The following is a 24,931-nucleotide window of genomic DNA, read 5'->3' as shown; positions in this document are numbered from 1 at the left end:
ATCATCCGCGCCGTCCACACCCCTGTTGGCTTGTTGTGTCTTTGTCGGTACTGCTCAGCGCTGCGCGCCTGCGACGCCGGCCCGAATGCAAGCGACGCGCGCGGCCGATCCGCCGCGCACCTCGGGCTGCGGCACCTCGCGCGCGCAGGCGTCGATCGCGTCCGGACACCGCGTGCGGAACGCGCAGCCCGAAGGCGGATCGAGCGGAGACGGCATCTCGCTCGCGAGCAACAGCGGCCGCCGCGCGCGCTCGCGCGCGGGCTCCGGCGTCGGCGCGGCGGCGAGCAGCGCGCGCGTGTACGGATGCTGAGGCGCGCCGTACACGTCGCGGCGCGTGCCGAATTCCATCACGCGGCCGAGATACATCACGAGCACGCGCTGGCTGATCGCCTTGACGACCGCGAGATCGTGCGCGACGAACAGATAGGACAACGACAGCTCTCGCTGCAGATCGCGCAGCAAGTTGACGATCTGCGCCTGGATCGACACGTCGAGCGCGGACACGGGCTCGTCGCAGATCACGAGATGCGGCTCGGCGATCAACGCGCGCGCAATGCCGACGCGCTGGCACTGGCCGCCGGAAAATTCATGCGGATAACGAAGCAGATGATGGACGTTCAGGCCGACGCGCTCGAGCATCGTCAGCACGCGACGGCGCACTTCTTCGCGGCCGATGCCCGGCCGATGCGTGACGAGCGGCTCGGCGACGACCTGCTCGATCGTCATCCGCGGATCGAGCGACGCGAGCGGATCCTGAAAGATCATCTGCATCTCACGGCGGATCTTGCGCGCGTCGCGGCGCGCGCCGCTCACGATCGGCTCGCCGCGCCATTGCACGGTGCCCGCCGTGACCGGCGCGAGGCCGATCAGCGCGCGTGCGAGCGTCGACTTGCCGCAACCCGATTCGCCGACGAGCCCGACGGTCTCGCCGCGCTTCACGTCGAACGACACGCCGTCGACCGCGCGCAGCGTGCCCTTGGGCGACCACGGGTAGCCGCCGAGTGGCACGCGGAAATGCACCTTGAGATCGCGCACCGACAGCAGCGCTTCGGCGTCGTGCGACGTGTCGTTGCCTCGCGCAACGGCGTCCGGCGCGCCGGAACTGGAGGTTCCGACGCCGCTCGGCGCGTCCGGCGAAGCGGAAACGAACGAGGAAACAGAAGAAACGAGATCGGTCGCGGCGCTCATCGCAGCCCTCCCATGATTTCCGCAATGGGCCGATGACACGCGCGCACGGCGCCCGTGTCCGAATAGGCGATCAGCTCGGGGCGCTCGGCGCCGCACCGATCCGATGCATGCGAACAGCGCTTCGCGAACGCGCAGCCGAGCATGCCTTGGCCGGGTAGCGGCGGGTTGCCGGGAATCGCGACAAGCGGCGTGTCGTCGGGCGCGTCGAGTCGCGGCAGCGCGTTCAGCAGGCCGATCGTGTACGGATGCGACGGCGCGGCGAAGATCGCGTCGGCGCTCGCGTATTCGACCGTACGGCCCGCATACATCACCATCACGTCGTCCGCGAGCCCCGCAACGACGCCCATGTCGTGCGTGATCAGCACGATCGACGTGCCGTGCTCGCGGTTCAGCTCGCGCAGCAGCTCGATGATCTGCGCCTGCACGGTGACGTCGAGCGCGGTCGTCGGCTCGTCGGCGATCAGGATCTCGGGCTCGAGCAGCAGCGCCATCGCGATCATCACGCGCTGACGCATGCCGCCCGAGAACTCGTGCGGGTACATCCGGATCCGGCGCGCGGCGTCAGGAATCCTGACCGCTTCGAGCGCTTCGATCGCGCGCCTGATCGCATCCTTGCGCGACATCTTCCGATGCAGTTGCAGGCTCTCCGTCATCTGCCGCTCGATCGTCAGGAACGGATTGAGCGACGTCATCGGATCCTGGAAGATCATCCCGATCCGGTTGCCGCGCACTTCGTTCAACTGCCGCATGCTCATGTCGAGCAGATTCTCGCCGTCGAACAGCGCTTCGCCTGACGTCGAGCCGTTGCCCGCGAGCAGGCCCAGCAGCGCCATCACCGTCTGGCTCTTGCCGGAGCCCGATTCGCCGACGATGCCGAGCGTCTTGCCCGCTTCGAGCGAGAACGACACTCCCGACACCGCATCGACCGGCTCGCCTTCCCGGCGCGTGAAGCGCACACCGAGATTCTTGACTTCGAGTAGCGCCATCTCAGCGGTCCTTCGGGTCGAGTGCGTCGCGCAGACCGTCGCCGACGAAGTTCACGCAGTAGAGCGTCACGCACAGCATCACCGCGGGCGCGAGGAGCAGCCACGGCATCGCCTCGAGCTTCTGCGCGCCGTCCTGGATCAGGACGCCCCAGCTCGTCATCGGCTCCTGCACACCGAGTCCGAGGAACGACAGCACCGATTCGGTCAGCACGATCGTCGGCACGCTGACGGTCGCGTAGACGACCACGACGCCGAGCAGATTCGGCACGATGTGGCGCCGGACGATGGTCGCGGGCGCGACGCCGATCGCGCGCGCCGCGTCGACGAACTCGCGCGTGCGCAGCGACAGCGTCTGGCCGCGCACGACGCGCGCCATGTCGAGCCACGAGAACGCGCTGATCGTCAGCACGACAAGGATGAACGAGCGGCCGAACAGCGTCATCATCAGGATCGCGATCAGCAGATACGGAATCGCATACATCATGTCGACGATTCGCATCATCGTCGCGTCGACGCGTCCGCCGGCGAAGCCCGCGATTGCGCCCCACGCAACGCCGAAGAGTCCCGACACGAACGTGCCGAGCAGGCCGACTTCGAGCGACACGCGCCCGCCGACCAGCGTGCGCACGAGCAGATCGCGGCCGAGCTCGTCGGTGCCGAACCAGTGCATGTTCGCGAGTCTCGGCGCAAGGCTGATCGACGACCAGTCACTCGTGGCCGGATCGTTAGGAGAAAGAAGCGGCCCGACGAAGCACGCGAGCGCGATCAGCACGAGCACGGCGAGGCTCGCGAGCGCAGCGCGGTTGCGCACGAAGCGCCGTGCGGCAAGCTCGAGCGGCGTGCGCGAGCGCAGCGGCGCATCGGCCGGCTGCGACAGCTCGATCGAAGGAGAAACAGGCGTCATCGCATCGCCCTCTCAATAACGGATGCGCGGATCGAGCCACGCGTATGCGAGGTCGACCAGCAGGTTGAACAGCACCGCGCAGACGGTCGTCAGCACGACGAGACCGAGTACGAGCGTGTAGTCGCGATTGATCGCGCCGTTGACGACGAGCTGTCCGAGGCCCGGCAGCGCGAACACCGATTCCGTCACGACGGCTGCGGTGATGGACGAGATGCAGACCGTGCCGAACAGCGACACGACAGGCATCAGCGCGGGCTTCAGCGCATGGCGCATCACGATCGTGCGGCCGGGCAGGCCTTTCGCGCGCGCGGTGCGGATGAAGTTGCTCGACAGCGTCTCGATCATCGACCCGCGCATCACGCGCGCGAGCAACGACACGTTGATCAGCGTGAGCAGCGCGACGGGCAGCACGCGATAGCGCCAGCCGCCGTCACCCCAGCCGCCTGCGGGCAGCCAGCCGGCGCCCTCGGACGTCTTCATCAGGATCGCGAAGATCAGCACGAGCACGGGGCCGAGCACGAACGGCGGAATCACGTTGCCGAAGTTGCCGATCAGCATCACGACGCGATCGACGATGCTGTCGCGCCGCACGGCCGCGATCGTGCCGAGCAGCACGCCGAGCACGATCGACAGCGGAATCGACACGCCGCCGACGCCGAGACTCACGGGCAGCGCCTTGCGCACGAGATCGTTGACGGTCCAGTCCGTATAACGGAACGACGGACCGAGATCGCCGTGCAGCAGCGAGCCGAGATACAGCAAGTACTGCTTCCACAGCGGCTCGTCGAGGTGGTACTTCGCGTTCAGGTTCGCGAGCGTCGCGGCGGACAGCTGCTTCTCGCTGTCGAACGGCCCGCCGGGCGTGAAGTGCAGCAGCAGATAGCAGACGGTGATGACGGCGAGAATCGTCGGCACCGCCCAAAGCGTGCGCCGCAATGCATAGGCCAGCATGATCGGCTCCGCTCAGTGCTTGGTCAGATACATGTCCTGCGACGCGCGCATGTCGATGTAGTTCGTCAGCGTGTAGCCGGCGACATACGGCTTCACGAGACGGTCCGCCGAATACTGGAAGAGCGACACCATCGGATAGTCGCTCATCGCGAGATCGTGCGCCTGCGTGAGGAGCGTCGTGCGCGAGCCCTCGTCGAGCTTCTGGTTCGCTTCGGCGACGAGCGCGTCGACCTTCGGATTGCAATAGCCGACCGTGTTCTGCGGGCTGCCGCAGCGGATCAGGTCGAAGAACGTCATCGCGTCGTTGTAGTCGGCGAACCAGCCGTCGCGCGCGACCTGCACCTTGCCGTCATGACGTTGCTTCATCAGCACCTTGAACTCGACGTTCTCGAGCTTCGCCGTCACGCCGAGCTTCGTGCGCCATTCGGATGCCGCGAAGAGCGCGACCTTCTTGTGCAGGTCGTTCGTGTTGTAGGTCAGCGTGAACGTGAGCGGATTCGAGTCGCCGTAGCCCGCCTGCTTCAGCAGGTTCTTCGCATACTCGACGCGCTTGCCCATCGGCCACGACGCCCAGTCCGGCGTGAACGGCCGCTGCACGCCCTTCACGCCTTTCGGCATCAGCCCGTACATCGGCACTTCGCCCGCCTGCGTGATCTTCGACGTCAGGATCTCGCGATCGAGCACCATCGCAAGCGCCTCCCGCACGCGCTTGTCCTTCAGCGCCGGGGCGCTGTTCTTCAGGTAGTAGTAGTACGTCGCAAGCTGCAACCCCGGCCGCAGCTCCTTGCCGAACTGCTTGCTGACCTGGCCGAAGGCGCCCGCGGGAATCGAATACGTGTAATCGATCTGACCCGCCTGGTACATCCGTAGCGCGGTCTCGTCGTTCTCGATCGGCAGATAGGTGACCTTGCGGATCACGACGTTGCGCGCGTTCCAGTATTTGTCGCTCTTCGCCATCACGATGCGGTTGTTCGGCTGCCAGTCGACGAGCGTGTACGGTCCATTGCTCACGATGTTCTTCGGCTGCGTCCATGCGCCGCCGAACTTCGTCACCGTGTCCTTGTTGACGGGCGCAAGCGGCGCCATCGCGGTCAGCTCCGGGAAGTACGATACCGGCACCTCGGTCTTCACTTCGACCGTGTACGGGTCGACCGCGCGAATGCCGAGATTCGTCGGCGGCTGCTTGCCCGCGATGATCGCCGACGCGTTCTTCACGAACTCGACGAGAATCGTGTATTTCGAGCTCGTCTTCGGATCGGCGAGGCGCTGCCATGAATACACGAAATCGGCGGCGGTCACCGGCTGGCCGTTGCTCCACTTCGCGTCGCGGCGCAGCTTGAAGATCCACGTATCCGGCGCCTTGTGCTCCCACGACTGCGCGACACCCGGCACCACGCTCCCGTCCGCGGCGATGCGCGCGAGCCCTTCGAACAGATCCAAACCGATCGTATTGGCGGTCCAGGATTCGATGTACGCGGGATCGAGCGATTCGACTTCGGCGGGCACTTGCCGCGTCAGATCCTGCTGATCGGCAAGAACGACATTCGAGGGAACGGAGACGGCCGAGGCGAACTGCGCCGTGGTCAGGGCGAGCGCGGCCAGCACGGCCGCGAAGGCATGCGTGTGTTTCATCGTGTGCGATAGGTAGTAGTGGTAGCGGGAAAGCGACGCGCGGCGCGGTACAAGGAGGCCGTGCGCGGCGCGAAGAACGCTTAAGGCTGCGAAGAAACGGGGGGCCCCTGGTGCCTGTATTTCATGTTAGTCCTCCTTACGTTGCTTTCGACAGGCACCCCGTTCGAAGAAACGAAGGAATGCCCCGCCTTAGAACAACCTCGGTGTCCCGACCCAGACCACCACCGACTCGATCTTCGCGGTGTTGACCCAGCTATGCGGAACTGTCGACTGGTAATGCGCGCTGTCGCCGGCGTACAGGACGAACGTCTTGCCCTCCAGCGTCAACGACACTTCACCTTCGATCACATACAGGAATTCCTCGCCTGCATGCGTCGTGACCTCGGACCGCTTCTGCCCCGGCGGCATCCGCACGAGAATCGCCTCGAGCTGACGCCCTTCCATCACGTTCGTCATCCGCGCGAACAGATTCGCCGAATCGGCGAAGCTGAAGAAGCGCAACTGATCCCCGCGGCAAACCGAACGCTCTTCGCTCGGCGTCTCGACGAAATACTGCACCGTGACACCCAGTGCATGCGCGATGCCGGCCAGCGACGTGATAGACGGCGACGCGAGCCCGCGTTCGACCTGCGACAAAAACGGCTTGGAAATGCCCGCTGCGGTCGCTGTTTCGTCGAGCGTGCGCTTCAACCGCTGCCGCAGCGCCCGAATCTTGCTGCCGAGCGCGATGCCGACATTGGCAGGCCGCGTGTTTTCAGTGGAAGGAACCATAGCAGGCCGAAATCTTATCGTCAAAAAATGTTTGATGGAAAATAACGAAGTTTGATAGATATGACTTACTCTTCGTCGTCTCGAGCAGCGCCGCCAGCCCGAATCGGATGCCGCGAGCCGCAGCGCCGAGTTCGAGACGGCACGCTATCTTGCCAGACTCGCCGCCTTCACAGGCAAGCTCCACGCGGGTTTGCGCGTATCGCGACAAATGACGGCAATCGGCTTTCAATCAGCCCACGACCATGAGCAGCAAAGAAGACAGCCCTCTTTTTCGGGGATTACCCTGAGTGACGAAGATCCGACAGGCCGCGAGAATCGCGGCCGCCTCGCGAACCGCGACGATCTCGCGGACCGCTCGTTTTTCACCGGCGACGGCGCGCAGCCCATCCGCTGCGCGCGGCGCCCCGTCGTGCGCCCCGATCCGGGTGCTTGCCTGCCTATCGACATGACTTCCCTTTCCTCTTTCTCGCGCGCCGCGCGCGCACGTTTTCGCATCTCGCCACCCGCACTGCACCGCCCTCGCGCCAGCGCCGATCCGCCGGGCCCGGCTAGCCGCCGCGTCGCGGCCGGCGTCTCGCCCGCTATCCGCCGCGTCGTCGCGCGCGGCGTTTCGTCTGCTCAATCCGGAGGTGCACAATGAATACTCGCGTGTCGCAGACCCGCTCGTTTACCACGGTCTTTCTGATCGAAATGTGGGAACGTTTCGGCTATTACGGGATGGCGGCCCTGCTCGTCCTCTTCATGGTCGACAAGCTCGGCTTCACCGACGGCCATGCGAACCTGACCTGGGGCGCGTTCACCGCGCTCGTCTACGCGTCGCCGTCGATCGGCGGCTGGATCGGCGACAAGGTGCTCGGCGCGCGCCGCTCGATGATCGCCGGCGCGTTCGTGCTGTGCGCAGGCTACCTGATGCTTGCGATTCCGAACGATCATCTCGCGTTCATGTATGCGTCGCTCGGCGTGATCGTCGTCGGCAACGGGCTCTTCAAGTCGAACGCCGCGAACCTCGTACGCCGCATCTATGAAGGCGACGACGCACGAATCGACAGCGCGTTCACGATCTACTACATGGCGGTCAACATCGGCTCCACCGCGTCGATGCTCGCGACGCCGTGGATCAAGGATCACTGGGGCTGGCACGCGGCGTTCGCCGTCTGCTGCGCCGGGATGGCGCTCGGCATCCTCAACTTCGTGCTGATGCATCGCACGCTCGCGCACATCGGCTCGCAGCCCGACGCGGAGCGCGTCCACTGGCGGCGCCTCGCGGCGGTCGCGGCGGGCGGCGTCGCGCTCGGCCTCGTCACGATGTACGTGCTGGGCCACAAGCAGCTCGCGGTCGCGAGCGTGTGGACCGCCGCATTCGCGATCCTCGCGATCTTCGTGTACATGATCGTGAAGTCGAACCGCTCCGAGCGCGCGGGCCTCATCGCCGCGCTGCTGCTGATCGCGCAGGTGATCCTGTTCTTCGTCTTCTATGTGCAGATGTCGACGTCGCTTACGCTGTTCGCGCTGCGCAACGTCGATCCGCGTTTCATCCTGTTCGGCACGACGCTCTTCACGTGGAGCGCCGCGCAGTTCCAGGCGCTCAATCCGATCTGGATCATGCTGCTCAGCCCCTTGCTCGTCGTGATCTACAACGGTCTCGCGAAGCGCGGCCGCGATCTGCCCGTCGCCGGGAAGTACGCGCTCGGCTTCGGCGTCGTCGCGCTCGGCTACCTGGCGTTCGCGATGAGCGGACGCTTCGCGGTCGACGGCCGCGTGTCGTCGTGGTTCATGGTGGCGGGCTACGGCTTCTACTCGCTCGGCGAACTGCTCGTGAGCGGCCTCGGCCTCGCGATGATCGCGCGCTACGTGCCGGCCCGGATGGGCGGCTTCATGATGGGCGCGTACTTCGTCGCGACGGGCGTATCGCAATATCTCGGCAGCGTCATCGCGAACTTCGCGCAGATGCCGTCGCACGATCTCCCCGCGACCGCGTCGCTGCCGCTCTACATCAAGCTGTTCACGGGCCTCGGCTGGCTCGCAGCGGGCGGCATGGCGATCGGCCTGCTGCTACTGCCGCTGATGAACAAGCTGTCGCGCGAGCATCTTCGCTGCGAAGCGGAGCGCCGCGACGCGCAGGCGGTCGCCGCGCACTAGTGAAATCCCTCGACATGTGACTTGCGCGCAACATTCTCCCTACGGTTCGCCCGTAAGCGTCCTACACTGAAACAACTCGCCGGCACGGGCGACATCGGCAGGGAGAGAACGATGAAAAACAAGACAACGAGGCTTTGGCGGATGCTGTCGGATATCCGCCGCGCGCAACGCTGCACGGCGCTGCGCGCGTCGGCTGCGGCAACCGACGTGGATGCGCTGCTGACCGAGCGCGACGACGATCCCCCCGACGCGGACGACGCGTCGCAGGACGATGCGGCGAGCGCAAGGCAAACGAGGACGGATCTGCGCCATTGATGCCGCCACGCCGCGTGCCCCGCTTGCGCGCGGCTTCTTCGTCAGCTCGGCAACAGCATCAGTGTGTCGCCAACGCCTCGCTCGCCCGTCGTGTCGGACGGATGTCCGACCGTCTTTCCGCCAATCACCATGTTGCTCGAGCCGCCGCCGTCGAGATTGACTGCGGACGTCGCGCCGAGCCACGCCATCACCGCCGCCGTCTCCGGAATGCTCGTGCCGACGCTCAGCGCCGGCTGCCGGCCGTCGATCTCGACGAGCAGGATCGTGCCGTCGGCCGCGACGCCGACCGCCGTGCGCCCGTTGCGCGCAACATACCAGCCGTTGTACCAGTTGCCGTTCGCGGTGCCGCCTTCGCCTGCGTCGACGCCGCCCACCGTCGGCGCGAATCCCTCCTGCGCGGCGCTCTGCGCGAGATTCGATACCGATAGCGTCGGCCCCGCCTCGACGAGCGACGTGCCCGATGCGAGCGCCAGGTCCGCGCCGTTCGCCGACAGCCGTTGCGATACGGCAAGGCGCGTGCCGGGCGTCGCGTGCGCCTGCAGCCACGCGGCGCTCGCGCCGAGCCCCTGCAGCACGTAGCCGTTCGGCGGCGGCGCCGCGCCGAGCGTCGCGTGGCCCGACACCACCGCGCCGTTCGCATCGACCACGAGCTCGTAGCGCGCGCCCTGATAGCCGGCGTCGACGAGCGTGTTCGACGCGCCGCCGCGCAGATATAGCGCGTCGTACATCACCAGGTCGTCGTAGTTCGTGCAGACCGTGTCCTGCGCCGGCTCGCGCGTCGGCGTCTGCGCCTGCACGCCGCAATTGACGACCGCGCCGAGGATCGGCCGGTTCAGCGTCTGGACCGCGATCGCGCTGCCCTGTGCGTCGGTCAGCGTGATCGTCGTCGCGAGGTTGCGCACGATCGTCGCGCGCTGGCGGCCGTTCGCGTCGCGCGCGAGCAGCAGGCCGGGACGCTTGCCGATCGCCGCGGCGGCAAGGCGTCCGTCGACGACCGTCGCGCCGACGGGCGATCGCGGCGGCAGCGGCGCGCCGAACGGATTGATGTTCGTGAAGAAGCCGCCGTTGATGCCGGCGAGCGCGTTGACGCGCGCCTGCGCCGCCGATACCGTCTCGCCGCCCGCGCCGAGATCGTTGCCGCCCGGCAGCGCGACCGACAACGCCGCGCCGGCCCGCGACGGATCGATCGCGAGCACGTTGACGATCCATGGCCCCGTCGTCGGATTGCCGGCGAGCGACGTATGCCGCGTGCCGGGCTTGTAGCGATTCTGCGTCGCCTGCGCGATCTGCACGGCCGCCGCCGTCGCGTCGGCCTGCGCCGCGTAGCGGCCGACCGACAGCCAGTAGCCGAGCACGTTGCCCTGCAGGTCGGTGCCCGCCGACGCGTCGACGCGCGCCGTGAAGCCGGCGGCGGCGAGATTCGCCGCATCGGTTTGCGTCGCGGCCTGCGTCGCATAGAAGCCGATGTTGACAGTCCAGAAGTCGGCCGCGCTCGGTGCGCCGCGCTTGATCTGGTAATAAGTGACGCCCGTCGCGACGGACTGCGACGACACGCCCTGCGCAAGGCCTTGCGGACCGAGCGGCATCTCGTTCGCGGGCATTGCCCAGCGCTGCGCAGCCGGCGTCAGATCGTCCCCGCCGCAGCTCGCGAGCGTGAGCGTCAACGCGACGACGGGCAGCAGACGTGCCGCGAAGATTCTGATTGATTTCGTTGTCCGCACGATTTTTCCTCGATCGATTTCGTCCGCTGCAAGGCAACGCGGCGGGGACCGAGTATACGAACTGCCCATGACGGCGCGGTTAAAGGCGAGGCGACCTGCGTGAGCGAGCGGCCGCGCGCCAAACAGCGCTCAGCCGACGCCGAATCCCGGGCACGCAACGCGGCGCTGAACGGCTCGCCCCGCTCCGGCCGATGCAACGCGAGGATTTCGAAGCGATATGCGCGAAGCGTGGCGACACGCGCTCAAGCGCCGAACGCAAGCGTGCGGCGGGCCGTGGCGGCTCGACGACCGGCAGGACGTCGCGGCGGTGCCGCCGATGCTCATCGCGCAATGAGCGATACGTGCGGCGCATACGACGACGCGGACAGCAAGCGCACGTGAAAAAGATTGGCAGTGCGCATCACCTGCTTGCGTTACGCGGCCACGCTCCTGCGAATGCGCTGGAACAATTGTCCCGAGCTCGCGACGGTCAGCATCAGCGCAAGCGCGCACGCATCCGCGGCAAGACCGACTCCGACCTGCAGCATCCGCGCGTTGCCGTTCATCCCGTGCAGCACCGAATCGAGCGTCAGCGATATTGCCGCGCCGACGACGAAGCACAGCATCCCGCGCCGCCCGACCGCCACGACAGGCCACGCCGCGCGCGCGATCCGCGCGATCCAGCCGTAGCGAACGAGTTCGGCCATCAGCCACGCGAATGCGATGAAGTTCATCACGCGCGGCCACGCGAGATTGCGCTTGAGCTCGCCTTCCGGCAGCGGCAATCCGGAAAACAGCTTGTAGTACGCGCACGCGAGTACGACCGTGAGCGCGACTGCGGTGATCGCGGCGCCACCCGGCCCCGCCGCGACATCGCGATGCAGCGGCCAGCAGCGCACGAGCACGCCGAGCACGAACATCAGCTGCCACGCGAACGGATTGAAATTCCAACGGAACGAATCGGTGTCGAGGAGCTCGGCCGCGAGCCAGCCCGCGCAACTCCACAGCAGCACGCTGCCGAACAGCAGCCGCCATGGCTTCGCCCGCGCGAGCGGCACGACGACGGGCGTCGCGAGCGCGAACAGCACGTACATCGGCAACACCGACGCGAGATACGGCTGGCGCTTGAACGTCAGCAGTTCGATAAGCCCCGCGAGCGGCGACGCGAGCAGCACGCTGATGTCGTCGAGCGCCATGTTCGGCGCGTCGATCCCGTAATGGTCGAGCACGGCCGACACGACGAGCATCAGCGTCGACGTCGCGAGAAACGCGCGATAGATCTGCGCGGCGCGCCGCACGAAACGCCGCCGCGCGGCACCCGCGCCGTGCCGCGCGCTAACGGCGAGATACGCGCTCGCGGTCGCGAAGCCGCCGAGGAACACGAACACCTCGGCCGCGTCGCACAGCGCGAATGCGTGCAGCGTCACGCGCGACAGCACGCTCGCGCCGATGTGATCGACGACGATCGTCAGCAACACGAGGCCGCGAAAGAAGTCGACCTCGATCGAGCGTCCGGCGGCCGCTTGGGGAGACGTGGCGGGAAAACTCATCGCACGGCCGGGCCGATGCGTGTGGCGAGCGCGGCGTCGGCGGCGAGGAGCGGAACAATCAGGCTCGCGAGCCGTTCGGCCGCGATCGGAAGCGAGTACCGGGGGATTGTCCGGCGATGCGCCGACGTGAAGGAGCAGCGCCCCTGCGACGTGAAAACATGACCGTTCATGGGCGGGCCCGTAGGCGCAAGAATTCGTTCAAAAAATTCTAATCGCCGCTAAGGGCATGCCCTAAGTAACAAAATGAAACGAAATCTTTAGACAGATTACAAGACGGACCGCTCGTCGCGGATGCGGATGCGGATGGGCATGCGGCGTGCCCGCTGTGGCGATGAGCGGGATTCACATGCGTGTCGCGCGATCGATGCGCGCCGACGCCGCCACCGACAGCGCGATCCCCCGCCCCGCCCGCGAATACTCGGACGCGGCGGTCAATGCTGCTGGAAGCGCTCGAAGCGCTTGTCGGTCCGGCGCTCCTCGAACGTCACCTCGGTCACGTGCGCGGCGGGCGGCCCGTGCCGCAGCCACGCGAGCATCCGGTCGATCTGCGGCGCCGTGCCTTGCAGCATCGCCTCGACCGAGCCGTCGTCGAGATTCGCAACCCAGCCGCGCAGACGAAGCGCATGCGCCTCGCGCACGGTCGCGTGCCGGAAGCCCACGCCCTGCACCACGCCGCGCACCCGCACGTAATAGGTTTCGATCCGTTCGTCCAGATCGTCGCCGTTCATCGCATCCCCCGTGTCATCCAATCGATCAAGCCCGGCATTGTAGTCGCGCGCCGTGAACGGCGCTCGACGGACGGCGCGCCGCCCATGCGAGGCGACCACGTACAATCTCGCACGACGCACAACAAGCCAGCCGCGCCGCACGACCGCGCGGCCATGAGGACTATGACTGACATACAACGCGATCTCGTTCTGGTGACCGGCGCTTCCGGTTTTGTCGGCTCTGCCGTCGCGCGCGCCGCGCGGCAGCAAGGCTATCGGGTGCGTGTACTCGTGCGGCCGACGAGCCCGCGCACGAACGTCGCGGATCTCGACGCCGAGATCGCGACGGGCGACATGCGCGACGAGGCGTCGATGCGCGCCGCCCTGCGCGGCGTGCGCTACCTGCTGCACGTCGCGGCCGATTACCGGCTGTGGGCGCCCGACCCGCTCGAGATCGAGCGCGCGAATCTCGAAGGCGCGGTCGCGACGATGCGCGCGGCGCTCGCCGAGGGCGTCGAGCGGATCGTCTACACGAGCAGCGTCGCGACGCTGAAGGTGACGCCGTCGGGCGCATCGGCCGACGAATCGTCGCCGCTCGCGGCCGAGCAGGCAATCGGCGTATACAAGCGCAGCAAGGTGCTCGCGGAGCGCGCGGTCGAGCGGATGATCGCCGACGACAGGCTGCCTGCAGTGATTGTCAATCCGTCGACGCCGATCGGCCCGCGCGACGTGAAGCCGACGCCGACCGGCCGGATCATCGTCGAAGCCGCGCTCGGCAAGATCCCGGCGTTCGTCGACACGGGGCTGAACCTCGTGCACGTCGACGACGTCGCGCTTGGCCACCTGCTCGCGCTCGAGCGCGGGCGGATCGGCGAACGCTACATCCTCGGCGGCGAGAACCTGCCGCTGCAGACGATGCTCGCCGACATCGCGCAATTGACGGGCCGCAAGACGCCGACGCTCGCGCTGCCGCGCTGGCCGCTGTATCCGATCGCGCTCGGCGCGGAGGCGGTCGCGAAGGTGACGAAGCGCGAACCGTTCGTGACGGTCGACGCGCTCAGGATGTCGAAGAACAAGATGTATTTCACGTCGACGAAGGCGGAACGCGAGCTCGGCTATCGCGCGCGACCGTATCGCGAAGGCATCCGCGACGCGCTCGACTGGTTCCGGCAGGCAGGCTACTTGCGCTGAGCGGCGCGCGAGCGTGGGCGGATCGCCGCAGCGATTCGGAGGCGATTCGGAGGCGCTCTTTGGGAGCGCTTTGAAGACGCGCTTCGGAGTCGAACGGGCGGCGACCAGGCGGCGCTTTGGCACGCGCTTCTCACGGCCCTTGCGACATTCCGGTTCTTTCGCGGCTCGCAGCAGGATATCGGCACGTCGCCTTCTGCACGTCGCCTTCTCCTTGCGGAAAGCGCGAAGTCCGGCGCCCGCTCGCCGACGCGGCAATCGACGATCGAAGGCATGTCGCGCGGTATGTGGGGTGCACGAGCGGCATGCGGCCATGCGCGCATCGCCGCTCTTCGCACAGCCATCCGCCCGCATCTCGCGCAAGACGGACGCGATCGATGCTGCCATGTCGTCAACGGCGCCGACCGGAGCATCCGGCTGCGGAAGCCATGCCGGCAACCTCGTGCGGCCGACGACAGGAGAATTACACGCGATTCGAGATCGCCAAACACGACGCAGCCCCACCTGCATCGACATTCTTGTCGCTATTTGTACATATCCCGGCCGACACGGCGACGAATATCGTCGGCCTGTCGCCGGCAGCGTCTGCCAGCGCCATCCGATCGCAACCGGCGTGAAGCGCGCCGCCACATGCCGGCGTAGAAAATGGCAATCGGATGACCGCCAAAGGCGGCGAAGCGTGCTTGCATCGACCTTCATGCCGCCATCTATCGACATCTTGTCCGATGCTGGCGCGAATCGTGCCGAGCCGCCTCCAACGACGCAAACCAACGCGCCCGGCAACCGTCGCAGCGGCACTACCAGCATTTTGTTACATGCAACGTTCGAACCTACGCAGGGCCTGCGGGTAAAATCGCGGGTCTTACTAGAGAATGCACGCATGAACTTGAACGATCAGATCGATACGCTCGACAGCCGCGTCGATCAGCTCATCCATACGGTGTGTGTGGTAGCGAGCGCAGCCCAGGAAGCCGCCGCCGCTGCCGCCGCGGACAAGGCCGCCGCGCAGGCCGCCGCCGAAGAAGCCGCCGCGATGCACGCGGAAGCGGCCGAAATGTCCGTCGAACAATCGACGCTCGAAGCCCTCGCCGCTCAGGCGGCCGCCGACAAGCACGCCGCCGAGTCGCTCGCGACACAGGCTGCCGCCGTCCGGGCCGCGGCCGAAGCCGCCGCTGCGCAGGCGGTCACCGACAAGGCCGCGGCCGAAGTGCTCGCCACCCAGGCGGCAGCGGATCGCGCAGCCGCCGAGCACGCCGCGGCGCAAGCGGCGGCGGACAAATCAGCCGCCGAGTCGCTCGTCGCACAAGCCGCAACCGAACGCGAGACAGCGGAACAGGCCGCGACCGACAAGGCCACTGCAGAAGCGCTTGCTGCGCAAGCGGCCGCGGAACACGCGGCGGCTCAAGCCGCCACCGACAGGCGCTCTGCCGAATCGCTCGTCGCACAGGCGGCATCGGAGCGCGCGACCGCCGAGCACGCGGTCACGCAAGCAGCCGCCGACCGGGCCGCAGCCGAACAAGCCGCAAGCCAGGCCACGACCGACAAGGCCACCGCCGAATCGCTCGCCGCCCAAGCGGCGGCGGACCGCGCTACTGCCGAGCAGGCCGCCGCGCACGCAGCGGCCGACCGGGCGGCAGCGGAATTGCTCGCCGCGCAGGCGAGCGCCGAGCGCGCAGCCGCCGACGCGCGCGCGACCGAACAAGCCGCGACGGACCGCGCAACCGCCGATGCCGCGACCGCGCAGGCCGCCAGCGACAAGGCCGCAGCCGAGTCGCTCGCCGCCCAAGCGGCGGCGGACCGCGCTACTGCCGAGCAGGCCGCCGCCCAGGCGGCGGCCGACAAGGAGGCGGCGGAGTCGCTGTTCGCGCAGGCCATGACCGAACGCTCGGCCGCGGAAGCCGCTGCCGCGCGCGCCGCGAACTACAAGGCGACGGCCGAATCGCTCGCGTCGCAGGCCGAGCAGAACCGCGCGGTCGCCGCAGCCGCTGCGCCGGTCGCGACGATTCGAGCGACGAACGGCCAGCCGGGCCAGCCGTCGCTGCATGTCGCACGGCCGTCTCAGGACGAAATCACGCTCGCGCTCGGCGAGCGCTCGGTGTCGCTGCCGCCGCAGCAGCTCAGTCAACTGATCGAGGAATTGGCGCACGCGCGTGCGTCGATGACGATCGAGCAGCCGACCGGTCTGCCGAACGGCTGGCGCTTCGTGTCGACACGCAATCCACTGATGGCTGTGCAGAAACAGGTGAACGGCGACCGCCTGCTCGTCGCGCGGCACAGCGGCTACGGCTGGGTGCCGTTCACGTTCTCGCCGGACGTCGTGATCCAGCTATACATGCTGCTCACGCAGAAGTGAGGCGACGGCGCGACGGCTCGTTGACGGCGCGCCGAACCGCTAACGGCGGCCGCATGGCGCGTATCGGCCAGAGCGTCCGGACTGATCGAGCGACTGGGACAACGGCGAAAACCGTCACCCCGAAAACACGGGAATGAATGTGGCGAACGGCGTGTCCACGCCGCGTGCCCCGGATTGGCCGGTGCGTCCGAGGCGATCGAGGCGTCCGAGGCGATCGAGCGGCCGGCGCGACGGCGCAAACGGCGGTTGCAGGAAAAATCGGGTACGACCGTGACAGCCGGAGATCGCCGAATGCGAATGCCTTCGGCCGCCGAATCGCCCCGAGACGGACGGACTGATCGAGACAACGCATCGCCCGGAGATAGCGGAAACGCTTGCTTCACACGCCAACGCGCACGCCGAACCGGGCGAAGCGGCTGCAGCCGAATGGCGGCGCATAACGACCGCGCCGCCGTCACGACGCGTCAACGATCCTGCACCGGCGCCTGCACGCGCGCCTTCCACTGCCCGCCCTTGCCGCGCCAGTAGCGCATCGCCGACGCGACCGTCGCGCCGACGTAGAACAGCGCGACGAGCGGCAGCGCAGGCGCCCACCACGGCGAGCGGCGGTAATAGCTCAGCATCGGCGCGTACGCGGTGCACATCGACGCCCACGCGAGCCACGCCGGCCACGCGCGCGCGCCATACGCGAGCGCGGCGACGGGCGGCGCCAGATAGATGATCGTCATTCCGACGAGCGTGCCCAGCAGCAGCACCGGCGAGTAGCGGAGCTGCGTGAACGCGGTCCGCGCGATCATGTTCCAGATGTCGCGCCAGCTATCGTACGGGCGCAACGACACGCTGCGCTCGGCCAGGTCGAGCCGGATCGGATGATGCCCGGCGCCGCGATGCTTGATCTGCGCGGCGAGGCTGCAATCGTCGATCAGCGCGCCGCGGATCGATTCGATGCCGCCCGCCTCCTCGAGCGCGTCGCGGCGCACGAGCATGCAGCCGCCCGCCGCGCCCGCCGTCTTGTTGCGCGGATCGTTGACCCACGAGAACGGGTAGAGCTTCGCGAAGAAGAACACGAATGCCGGGATCAGCGCCTTTTCCCAGAACGAATCGCACCGCAGCCGCACCATCAGCGACACGAGATCGCGCTTCTCGGCCTGCGCGCGCGTGACGAGCTGCGCGACCGCGTCCGCCGGATGGCCGATGTCGGCATCCGTCAGCAGCAGATAGTCGGCGGGCAGCCCGAGCGAGCGCACCGCGGCAATCCCCTGCGACTGCGCCCACACCTTGCCCGACCAGCCGGCAGGCAGCGCCTCGGCGGTCAGCACGGTCAACCGGCCGGCGCGGCCGACGGCCGCCGCGGCCGCGCGTGCGGCGTCGGCGGTGCCGTCGGCGCTGTGGTCGTCGACGACGATCAGATGGAACGGGCCTGCATAGTCCTGCTCGACGAGCGATTTGACGGCCTCGCCGATCACGTCGGCCTCGTTGCGGGCGGGCACGACGGCCGCGACCGCGGGCCAGCCGGCGTCGGCGGCCGCGCCGCGCGCGTCGGGCGGCAGCCGCCGCGCGGGGCGCGCGCGCCAGAAGCCGCCGCGCACGAACAACAGCACGAGCCAGATCACGAGCGACAGGCACGACAGCAGAAACACGACGATCAGCGTCATGCGCGGCCCTCCGCCCGTGCGCCGCGGCGCCCCGGCGCGCGGCCCGCGCAGGCGGCCCGGCGCGCCGCCGCGCCCGTTTCGTTACGATCGACTTCCATGCAAATCAGCCCTTTAAGTGCCTTCCGGCGTCAGCGAACCGAAAGGATCGGTGAAAACTACCTAGTTTACTGGGTTTGACGCGCGCAAGCGCCGGACCTCCGGGGTTGCTCCAATTGCCACAACGTCAGGAACGGTAAAGCACGCAAAAGCCGATAGGGTTAAAATGCGCGATTACTTCGGGGTGCCGGGCCCGTTCCTGCATTCATAACATCCAAGTTGGGGCGATCGGGCCGGCCTGCCGGCCGCTCGCACCCCGCGTCAGTCGTCGGAGTTCGCCCAAATATGCGAGTCATCCTTGCCCAGCCTCGCGGCTTTTGTGCGGGGGTTGTCCGCGCGATCGAGATCGTCGAGCGCGCGCTGCAACAGCACGGCGCACCGGTCTATGTACGTCACGAAATCGTTCATAATCGGCACGTCGTTGAAAACCTGAGAAATAAAGGGGCGCGATTCGTTGAGGAACTCGACGAAGTGCCGCACGGCGCTGTCGCGATCTTCAGTGCGCATGGCGTCGCCCAGACTGTCGAAAAGGATGCCGAGACCCGGGGCCTCGACGTCCTCGACGCGACCTGCCCGCTCGTCACGAAAGTGCACGTGCAGGGGCGCCAGTACGTTGCGGCCGGCCGCCGGCTGATTCTGATCGGCCATGCCGGCCATCCGGAAGTCGAAGGCACGATCGGCCAGATTCCGGGCGAGGTGATCCTCGTCCAGAGCGAAGCCGAGGCCGACACGCTGACGCTGCCCGCCGATACGCCCGTCGCGTACGTCACGCAGACGACACTGTCGGTCGACGACACGCGCGGCATCATCGAGGCGCTGCAACGCCGGTTCACCGACATCGTCGGCCCGGACACGCGCGACATCTGCTACGCGACGCAGAACCGCCAGGCGGCCGTGCGCGAGCTGAGCGAACAGGTCGATGTGCTGCTCGTCGTCGGCGCGACGAACAGTTCGAACTCGAACCGGCTGCGCGAGATCGGCGCCGAAAGCGGCGTGCCTAGCTATCTCGTCGCGGACGGCTCGGAAATCCGCGCCGAATGGTTCGCCGGCGCACGCGCGGTCGGTCTCACGGCCGGCGCGTCAGCGCCTGAAGAGATGGTCGAGGACGTGATCGCCGCCCTGCGCGCGCTCGGTCCGGTCGAGGTCGCGACGATGTCGGGCCGCGAGGAAAAAGTCGAATTCAAGTTGCCGGCGAAGCTCACGCAAGCTGTCGCCCGCGAAGTTTAAGGAGGACATCTCTTGTCTATTCCGCTGCTCCAGCAAGCCCGCGTCGGCGCATACATCGTGCGCCAACATCTGTCCGGCAACAAACGCTATCCGCTCGCGCTGATGCTCGAGCCGCTGTTCCGCTGCAACCTCGCGTGCAACGGTTGCGGCAAGATCGATTACCCGGATCCGATCCTGAACCAGCGGCTGTCGATCGAGGAATGCCTGCAGGCCGTGGACGAGTGCGGCGCGCCCGTCGTTTCGATCGCGGGCGGCGAGCCGCTGCTGCACAAGGACATGCCGGAAATCGTCAAGGGCATCATGAAGCGCAAGAAGTTCGTGTACCTGTGCACGAACGCGCTCCTGATGGAAAAAAAGATGGACGACTATCAGCCGAGCCCGTACTTCGTCTGGTCGGTCCACCTCGATGGCGACGAGCAGATGCACGATCACTCGGTGTCGCAGGAAGGCGTGTACGAGAAGGCCGTCGCGGCGATCAAGGAAGCGAAGCGCCGCGGCTTCCGCGTGAACATCAACTGCACGCTGTTCAACGACGCGATCCCCGAGCGCGTCGCGAAGTTCTTCGACACGCTCAAGCCGATCGGCGTCGACGGCATCACGGTGTCGCCGGGCTACGCGTACGAGCGCGCGCCTGACCAGCAGCACTTCCTGAACCGCGACAAGACGAAGAACCTGTTCCGCGAGATCCTGAAACGCGGCGAAGGCGGCAAGCGCTGGTCGTTCAGCCAATCGTCGCTGTTCCTCGACTTCCTGGCCGGCAACCAGACCTACAAGTGCACGCCGTGGGGCAACCCGGCGCGCACGGTGTTCGGCTGGCAGAAGCCGTGCTACCTGGTCGGCGAAGGCTACGTGAAGACCTTCAAGGAGCTGATGGAAACGACCGAGTGGGACAACTACGGCGTCGGCAACTACGAAAAGTGCGCGGACTGCATGGTCCACTGCGGCTTCGAGGCGACGGCCGTGATGGACACCATCGCGCATCCGCTGAAGGCGCTGAAGGTGTCGATGAGCGGCATCAAGACGGAAGGCAAGTTCGCGCCGGACATCTCGATCGACAAGCAGCGTCCGGCCGAGTACGTGTTCTCGCGCCACGTCGAGATCAAGCTCGAAGAGATCCAGCGCGCGGGCAAGGGCAAGCTGCAGAAGTCGGTGAAGCCGGCCGCGACTGCCTGACGGCCGCAGGCGATGCGGACGCGGCAGCGTCCGCCGTCGTCGACGAGGGCGCCCCGGATGGAATCCGGGGCGCCTTTTGTTTTGGGCGCAATTTTTACGGTTTGGACCGGCGTTTTCATCGCGCTTTGCGATGCGTCGGTCGACGTGCCGCGCGTTTCGCGGTGCGTGGCGTGTTGTCGTGCGGCGTGCGGCGTGTGTCCGACGACAGGCAGCGCCGCTCGCGACAGTCGACGCGTTCGGGCGATGCCCGCGGCGTCGTCCATCGCGAGCGCGTGCAACCCGGAATCCATGGCGCGCGCCCTTCGGCTTCGCCCATCGCCGCGCTTTCCGGCACGACGACCAGCGCGACGCCCGTCGCACATCGATCGGCAACGAAGACGTTGCCCGTCGGCGAGCGCGCTAGCCCGCGTCGCGTTACGATCCTCTCGAACCGGCGCCCGATCACGCGCCGCCATCGACAACGCCGCGTGCAACCGCCCGACACCGCCATGCACGCGCAGACATTTCGAGAACCGCCATGACTTCATCCAACGTAGCCGCCGTCACCGGCTGGCATGCCCACGTGTATTTCGACGCAGCGAGCCGCGACGCAGCGTGGGCGCTTCGCGAAATCATCGAGCGGCGCTTCGGCGCGACCGTGCAGCTCGGCCGCTTTCACGAACGCCTGGTCGGGCCGCATCCGGCGTGGTCGTATCAGATCGCGTTCGAACCATCGCAATTCGCCGAAGTCGTTCCGTGGCTCGTGCTTCATCACGACGCGCTAGACGTGTTCCTGCATCCGAACACGGGCGACGAACTGCGCGATCATCGCGACGCCGCAGTCTGGATCGGCCGTTCGTACACGCTGAATCTCGACGCGCTCGGCGGCTGACAGACGGCGCGCCGCCGTACGCCGCGCGCAGCGTTCCGGCGACAAGCAGCGCGCGTCCGCGAAGCCGGATCGTCAATGCCGTCGCGCACACGCGTCGCATGCGTGACATGCAATTATGCGGATCGCCAGACGATCGGCTCTCGCACTACCATTGCATGGCATGCACGCTACGACACGGAGGAGCCGATGGCACCTGACCTGAATCTGCTGATTGCGCTCGACGCGCTGCTCGAAGAAGGCAGCGTCGCCGGCGCCGCGCGCCGCATGAATCTCAGTCCGCCCGCGATGAGCCGCACCCTCGCGCGCATTCGCGAAACCGTCGGCGACCCGATCTTCGTCCAGGCCGGCCGCAAGATGGTGCCGACGCCGCGCGCGCTCGCGCTGCGGGGCGTCGTGCGCGAGACGGTCGAGCGCGCGTCGCAGTTGCTCGCGCCGAGCGCCGAAGTCGATTTGCGCACGCTCGACAAACAGTTCAACGTGCGCGCGAACGACATCTTCGTCGGCATGCACAGCGGCCGGCTGCTCGAGGAGATGGAGCGCGGGATGCCACGCGCGATGCTGCGCTTCACGCCCGAGGAAGACGACGTCGACGACGACGCGCTGCGCAGCGGCCGCATCGACCTGTTCATCAGCGCGGCGCGGCGCCTCGGGCCCGAAATCCGCGTGCAGCCGCTCTTCACGACGACGTTCGTCGGGCTCGCGCGAAGCGATCATCCGATCTTCGACGACGACATCACGCCCGAGCGCTTCGCGCGCTGGCCGCACATCGGCGTGTCGCGGCGCGGCAAGTCGTCCGGGCCGGTCGACACCGCGCTCGCCGAGCGCGGGCTGAAGCGCCACGTGTCGCTCGTCGTGCCGACACCGTACGCGGCGGTCTTCGCACTGCAGGCGTCGGACCTGATCCTGCCGCTGCCCGAGCATCTCGCGCGCGGCGCGGTACAGGCGGGACTCGGCGTGCGCGCGTTCGAGCTGCCGGTGCCGCTCGAGACCGTGCTGATCACGCAGGCGTGGCATCCGCGCTTTCAGAGCGACGCCGCGCACCAATGGCTGCGCCGCGTCGTGCGCGCGCTGTGCACCGGGCAGACAGCGTTGCAGCCGGCGCACGCGTAACGCGCGCTCGATCCGTGCGTCCTACGCACTCGTCGATTGCAAAGACTTCACTTTTCTGAGCACGAGCGACGCCCATAGACTGCTTTCGTCATTCATCATGGAGCGGAAGCAGTGCGTGACGCAGCAGATCAGACGGCCGCCGTCGCGGCGGCGCCCGGACGCATGAGCCGAGCGACGGCGGCGCTGCTCGCGCGCATCGACCTCTTCACGCCGCGCAGCGCCTATCTCGCACGCTCGACCGTCGCGGCCGCGCTCGCGCTCGGCGTCGCGTATCGGCTGGAGCTGGAAACGCCGTATTCGGCTGCGTCGACCGTACTGCTCGTGATCAATCCGGTCCAAGGCGCGGTGATCGGCAAGGGCGTGTGGCGCATCGTCGGCACGATCGCCGGGATGCTCGTCGCGTTCGTGCTGATGGAACTGTTCGCGCAGAAGCCGCTGCTGTTCATGCTCGGTTTCGGCTTCTGGCTCGGTCTGTGCGTTGCCGGCATGACGCTCTTGCGGCACTTCCGCGCGTCGGGCACCGTGGTCGCCGGCTATACGATCGGGCTCGCGACGTACGGCGCGATGCAGCGCCCCGCGCTGACCTTCGAGCACGTGATCGGCCGCGGCTCGACGGTCGTGATCGGCGTGCTGTGCCTGAGCCTCGTGTCGATGCTGGTCAGCACGCGCGACGTCAGCGCGAAACTCGAAGCGCTGGTGACGCGGCTCGCCGCCGCCGTCGCGCGCGCGGTCGCCGTGCAGCGCGGCGGCATCGCGGCCGCGCCCGGCGACGACAAACGGCTCGCACTGCTTGCCGACATCTACGGGATCGACGATCTGCTCGCGCTCGGCAAGGCCGAATCCGAAGATCTCGCGCAGCGCGCGATGGCCGTGCGGCACGGAATGGCGTCGCTGTTCGGCGCGCTGGCTGGCGGCACGCCGCCGCTGCCCGCCGACAGTCCGAGCGCGCGCGCGATCGCGCGCCTGCAGCCGCGGCTCGAAGCGGCGTGGCAAGCCGCCGCCGACGCGCTCGCCCTCGGCCCCGACGGCACCGCGCGCGCAGTCACGCTGCTCGGCGATGCGCGCACGCGCTTTCAGGCCGCGCTCGCCGAGATCGCGTTCGCCGATCCGCGCGACGAAGCCGCGCTGCTGATCGCGGGCGAGCGCCTGCTCGAGCAGATCGACGACTATCTCGCCGCGCTGCGCGGCCTCGCCGAATTGCAAAGACCGCGGCCGTACGGCAAGCCCGCGCCGGTGCGCTTTCATCGCGACGTGCGCTCGGCCGTGCGGAACGGCGTGCGCTCGATGTGCGCGATCGTGATCACCGGCGCGATCTGGATCGCGACCGGCTGGGATCAGGGCGACATGATGCTGCTCGTCGTCGCGCCGTATTGCGCGCTGCTCGCGACGGCCGGCAATCCCGCCGCGGGCGCGAAGGAATTCATCAAGGGCACGGTCGTCGCGGTGCCTGCCGCGTTCGTCTGCGCGTTCGGCGTCCTGCCGCGCATCGAAGGTTTTCCGCTCCTCGTCGTCGCGCTCGCCCTGTTCTGGCTGCCCGGCATCTACGCGACGAGCGTGCCGAAGACGGCGCTCGCAGGCCTCGCCTATCTCGTCGCGTTCAACACGCTGAACGCGGCGGCCAATCCGTTCCGTCCGGACGTCGGCCTGTTCCTCAATCAATCGGTCGCGTGGGTGCTCGCAACGTTCATCACGCTGCTCACATTCCAGCTCATCCTGCCGCGCAATCTCACCGCCGACATCGCGCGGCTGCGCCGCACGATCCGCGACGACGCGCTCGCGCTTCTCGTCGACAAGCGTCCTGCGGCGTCCGAGTGGCAGCAGCGGCAGCAGCACCGGATCGCGCAGCTCGGCGCGCTCTTGAAGAGCCAGCCGGCCGCAATGACGCAGGCGAGCGTCGAAGGGCTCGCCGCGCTGCACGTCGGCAAGGAACTGCGGCGCATCCGGCGCTTCGTCGCGCGCGGCGATCTGCCCGCGCCCGCGCTCGACTGCGCGCGCGCCGGTCTCGCACGGCTCGCTCGCCGCGCCGCCGAACCCGCGCGTGCCGCGATGCACGCACGCCGCGCCGCACGCGCGATCGCCCGGCTCGTCACGGCGCATCCCGGCCACGACGCCGAGCTGAAGCGGCTGATGGCCGCGTTCGCTGACGTGCACGTGCTGCTGCACACGCACGCCGCGTATTTCACCCCCGCTCCGGAGACGCCTCGCCGTGCTCAGTGAATTCGCCGTGGCCGGCATCTACCTGCCGCCGTTCTTCGTCTACGCATGCGTGACCGTGCCGCTCTACATGGCCGTGCGGGCCGCGCTCGCCCGCGCCGGCCTGCTGCGCCGCGTGTGGCACCCGGCGCTGTTCGAGTTCGCCGTCTCGCTCGTGCTCGCGGCCGCCCTGGTTCTTTATCTCTAGTTCACCGAGTTGCG

22 protein-coding genes are annotated in these 24,931 nt (G+C 67.7%); 11 read left to right on the top strand and 11 right to left on the bottom strand.

The window, feature by feature from the left end; translation table 11 throughout:
• Positions 1 to 54: 54 nt before the first annotated feature.
• The 7 genes from WS70_RS19745 to WS70_RS33650 form a co-directional block, all read right to left on the bottom strand.
• Positions 55 to 1,188, bottom strand: a complete 1,134-nt coding sequence (locus WS70_RS19745; protein ID WP_059469806.1) for an ABC transporter ATP-binding protein — start codon at positions 1,186 to 1,188, stop codon at positions 55 to 57.
• A complete protein-coding gene (locus tag WS70_RS19740) occupies positions 1,185 to 2,174 on the bottom strand; it encodes an ABC transporter ATP-binding protein (protein WP_059598143.1) in 990 nt (329 codons plus the stop codon). The genes WS70_RS19745 and WS70_RS19740 overlap by 4 nt, the downstream gene beginning before the upstream one ends.
• A 1-nt stretch (position 2,175) precedes the next feature.
• The gene (locus tag WS70_RS19735; protein WP_059469804.1) at positions 2,176 to 3,078 is read right to left on the bottom strand and encodes an ABC transporter permease; all 903 of its coding nucleotides are present in this window, start codon (positions 3,076 to 3,078) and stop codon (positions 2,176 to 2,178) included.
• Between the two features lie 12 nt (positions 3,079 to 3,090).
• Positions 3,091 to 4,029: an ABC transporter permease subunit gene (locus WS70_RS19730; protein ID WP_059469803.1), complete on the bottom strand. Its 939-nt coding sequence runs from the start codon at positions 4,027 to 4,029 to the stop codon at positions 3,091 to 3,093.
• Positions 4,030 to 4,041: 12 nt separating this feature from the next.
• Positions 4,042 to 5,661, bottom strand: coding sequence for a peptide ABC transporter substrate-binding protein (locus tag WS70_RS19725; RefSeq protein WP_059598142.1), 1,620 nt, complete (start codon positions 5,659 to 5,661; stop codon positions 4,042 to 4,044).
• Between the two features lie 189 nt (positions 5,662 to 5,850).
• Positions 5,851 to 6,432 carry a cupin domain-containing protein gene (locus WS70_RS19720; RefSeq protein ID WP_059598141.1) on the bottom strand — a complete coding sequence of 194 codons (582 nt, stop codon included), beginning with the start codon at positions 6,430 to 6,432 and terminating at the stop codon, positions 5,851 to 5,853.
• The gene (locus WS70_RS33650; RefSeq protein WP_082715967.1) at positions 6,416 to 6,661 is read right to left on the bottom strand and encodes a hypothetical protein; all 246 of its coding nucleotides are present in this window, start codon (positions 6,659 to 6,661) and stop codon (positions 6,416 to 6,418) included. Before WS70_RS33650 ends, WS70_RS19720 begins: the two co-directional genes overlap by 17 nt.
• On the opposite strand from WS70_RS33650, the gene WS70_RS32170 reads away from it, so the two are divergent.
• The 3 genes from WS70_RS32170 to WS70_RS32165 all read left to right on the top strand — a co-directional run bounded on the left by WS70_RS32170 (position 6,641) and on the right by WS70_RS32165 (position 8,886).
• A complete protein-coding gene (locus WS70_RS32170) occupies positions 6,641 to 7,072 on the top strand; it encodes a hypothetical protein (RefSeq protein WP_162498992.1) in 432 nt (143 codons plus the stop codon). The two genes, WS70_RS33650 and WS70_RS32170, sit on opposite strands and share 21 nt — an antisense overlap.
• On the top strand, positions 7,069 to 8,571 hold the full coding sequence (locus WS70_RS19705; RefSeq protein ID WP_059598140.1) for a peptide MFS transporter: 1,503 nt from the start codon (positions 7,069 to 7,071) through the stop codon (positions 8,569 to 8,571). The genes WS70_RS32170 and WS70_RS19705 overlap by 4 nt, the downstream gene beginning before the upstream one ends.
• A 111-nt stretch (positions 8,572 to 8,682) precedes the next feature.
• On the top strand, positions 8,683 to 8,886 hold the full coding sequence (locus tag WS70_RS32165; protein ID WP_059469799.1) for a hypothetical protein: 204 nt from the start codon (positions 8,683 to 8,685) through the stop codon (positions 8,884 to 8,886).
• Positions 8,887 to 8,927: 41 nt separating this feature from the next.
• Here the strand turns inward: WS70_RS32165 and WS70_RS19695 are convergent, their stop codons facing one another.
• The 3 genes from WS70_RS19695 to WS70_RS19685 form a co-directional block, all read right to left on the bottom strand.
• Positions 8,928 to 10,607, bottom strand: a complete 1,680-nt coding sequence (locus WS70_RS19695) for a phosphodiester glycosidase family protein (RefSeq protein WP_059598139.1) — start codon at positions 10,605 to 10,607, stop codon at positions 8,928 to 8,930.
• A 413-nt stretch (positions 10,608 to 11,020) separates the two neighbouring features.
• Positions 11,021 to 12,136: an OpgC domain-containing protein gene (locus tag WS70_RS19690; RefSeq protein WP_059469797.1), complete on the bottom strand. Its 1,116-nt coding sequence runs from the start codon at positions 12,134 to 12,136 to the stop codon at positions 11,021 to 11,023.
• 431 nt (positions 12,137 to 12,567) lie between these two features.
• Positions 12,568 to 12,864, bottom strand: coding sequence for an acylphosphatase (locus tag WS70_RS19685; RefSeq protein ID WP_059469796.1), 297 nt, complete (start codon positions 12,862 to 12,864; stop codon positions 12,568 to 12,570).
• Positions 12,865 to 13,026: 162 nt separating this feature from the next.
• On the opposite strand from WS70_RS19685, the gene hpnA reads away from it, so the two are divergent.
• A complete protein-coding gene (gene hpnA, locus WS70_RS19680) occupies positions 13,027 to 14,034 on the top strand; it encodes a hopanoid-associated sugar epimerase (protein WP_059598138.1) in 1,008 nt (335 codons plus the stop codon).
• 877 nt (positions 14,035 to 14,911) lie between these two features.
• Entirely contained in the window at positions 14,912 to 16,384 is a 1,473-nt protein-coding gene (locus WS70_RS19675; protein WP_059598137.1) for a hypothetical protein, read from the top strand.
• A gap of 464 nt (positions 16,385 to 16,848) precedes the next feature.
• On the opposite strand, the gene WS70_RS19670 is transcribed toward WS70_RS19675, so the two are convergent.
• Positions 16,849 to 18,039, bottom strand: a complete 1,191-nt coding sequence (locus tag WS70_RS19670) for a glycosyltransferase (protein ID WP_059469793.1) — start codon at positions 18,037 to 18,039, stop codon at positions 16,849 to 16,851.
• 381 nt (positions 18,040 to 18,420) lie between these two features.
• Between WS70_RS19670 and ispH the strand changes: the two genes are divergently transcribed.
• The 6 genes from ispH (at position 18,421) to WS70_RS19630 (ending at position 24,917) form a co-directional block, all read left to right on the top strand.
• Entirely contained in the window at positions 18,421 to 19,362 is a 942-nt protein-coding gene (ispH, locus tag WS70_RS19660) for a 4-hydroxy-3-methylbut-2-enyl diphosphate reductase (RefSeq protein ID WP_059598136.1), read from the top strand.
• Between the two features lie 12 nt (positions 19,363 to 19,374).
• Positions 19,375 to 20,535, top strand: coding sequence for an adenosyl-hopene transferase HpnH (hpnH, locus tag WS70_RS19655; RefSeq protein ID WP_059598135.1), 1,161 nt, complete (start codon positions 19,375 to 19,377; stop codon positions 20,533 to 20,535).
• A gap of 517 nt (positions 20,536 to 21,052) precedes the next feature.
• Complete coding sequence (locus WS70_RS19645) at positions 21,053 to 21,406, top strand: DOPA 4,5-dioxygenase family protein (RefSeq protein WP_059469790.1); 354 nt, start codon at positions 21,053 to 21,055, stop codon at positions 21,404 to 21,406.
• 186 nt (positions 21,407 to 21,592) lie between these two features.
• The gene (locus tag WS70_RS19640) at positions 21,593 to 22,516 is read left to right on the top strand and encodes a LysR family transcriptional regulator (RefSeq protein WP_059469904.1); all 924 of its coding nucleotides are present in this window, start codon (positions 21,593 to 21,595) and stop codon (positions 22,514 to 22,516) included.
• Between the two features lie 162 nt (positions 22,517 to 22,678).
• Complete coding sequence (locus WS70_RS19635; protein ID WP_226382922.1) at positions 22,679 to 24,733, top strand: FUSC family protein; 2,055 nt, start codon at positions 22,679 to 22,681, stop codon at positions 24,731 to 24,733.
• Positions 24,723 to 24,917 carry a DUF1656 domain-containing protein gene (locus WS70_RS19630; protein WP_059469788.1) on the top strand — a complete coding sequence of 65 codons (195 nt, stop codon included), beginning with the start codon at positions 24,723 to 24,725 and terminating at the stop codon, positions 24,915 to 24,917. The genes WS70_RS19635 and WS70_RS19630 overlap by 11 nt, the downstream gene beginning before the upstream one ends.
• The last annotated feature ends 14 nt before the right edge of the window (positions 24,918 to 24,931 follow it).

The organism is Burkholderia mayonis (assembly GCF_001523745.2).
GTDB lineage: Bacteria > Pseudomonadota > Gammaproteobacteria > Burkholderiales > Burkholderiaceae > Burkholderia > Burkholderia mayonis.
The sequence above is the reverse complement of the archived record's forward strand: the minus strand, read 5'-3'. Positions and strand labels throughout refer to the sequence as shown.

Excerpts from the sequence above, each read along its gene's own strand:
- WS70_RS19745 (WP_059469806.1), bottom strand. The coding sequence starts at position 1,188 with ATGAGCGCCGCGACCGATCTCGTTTCTTCTGTTTCCTCGTTCGTTTCC.
- WS70_RS19740 (WP_059598143.1), bottom strand. The coding sequence starts at position 2,174 with ATGGCGCTACTCGAAGTCAAGAATCTCGGTGTGCGCTTCACGCGCCGG.
- WS70_RS19735 (WP_059469804.1), bottom strand. The coding sequence starts at position 3,078 with ATGACGCCTGTTTCTCCTTCGATCGAGCTGTCGCAGCCGGCCGATGCG.
- WS70_RS19730 (WP_059469803.1), bottom strand. The coding sequence starts at position 4,029 with ATGCTGGCCTATGCATTGCGGCGCACGCTTTGGGCGGTGCCGACGATT.
- WS70_RS19725 (WP_059598142.1), bottom strand. The coding sequence starts at position 5,661 with ATGAAACACACGCATGCCTTCGCGGCCGTGCTGGCCGCGCTCGCCCTG.
- WS70_RS19720 (WP_059598141.1), bottom strand. The coding sequence starts at position 6,432 with ATGGTTCCTTCCACTGAAAACACGCGGCCTGCCAATGTCGGCATCGCG.
- WS70_RS32170 (WP_162498992.1), top strand. The coding sequence starts at position 6,641 with ATGACGGCAATCGGCTTTCAATCAGCCCACGACCATGAGCAGCAAAGA.
- WS70_RS19705 (WP_059598140.1), top strand. The coding sequence starts at position 7,069 with ATGAATACTCGCGTGTCGCAGACCCGCTCGTTTACCACGGTCTTTCTG.
- WS70_RS32165 (WP_059469799.1), top strand. The coding sequence starts at position 8,683 with ATGAAAAACAAGACAACGAGGCTTTGGCGGATGCTGTCGGATATCCGC.
- WS70_RS19690 (WP_059469797.1), bottom strand. The coding sequence starts at position 12,136 with ATGAGTTTTCCCGCCACGTCTCCCCAAGCGGCCGCCGGACGCTCGATC.
- WS70_RS19685 (WP_059469796.1), bottom strand. The coding sequence starts at position 12,864 with ATGAACGGCGACGATCTGGACGAACGGATCGAAACCTATTACGTGCGG.
- hpnA (WP_059598138.1), top strand. The coding sequence starts at position 13,027 with ATGACTGACATACAACGCGATCTCGTTCTGGTGACCGGCGCTTCCGGT.
- WS70_RS19675 (WP_059598137.1), top strand. The coding sequence starts at position 14,912 with ATGAACTTGAACGATCAGATCGATACGCTCGACAGCCGCGTCGATCAG.
- WS70_RS19670 (WP_059469793.1), bottom strand. The coding sequence starts at position 18,039 with ATGACGCTGATCGTCGTGTTTCTGCTGTCGTGCCTGTCGCTCGTGATC.
- ispH (WP_059598136.1), top strand. The coding sequence starts at position 18,421 with ATGCGAGTCATCCTTGCCCAGCCTCGCGGCTTTTGTGCGGGGGTTGTC.
- WS70_RS19645 (WP_059469790.1), top strand. The coding sequence starts at position 21,053 with ATGACTTCATCCAACGTAGCCGCCGTCACCGGCTGGCATGCCCACGTG.
- WS70_RS19640 (WP_059469904.1), top strand. The coding sequence starts at position 21,593 with ATGGCACCTGACCTGAATCTGCTGATTGCGCTCGACGCGCTGCTCGAA.
- WS70_RS19635 (WP_226382922.1), top strand. The coding sequence starts at position 22,679 with ATGAGCCGAGCGACGGCGGCGCTGCTCGCGCGCATCGACCTCTTCACG.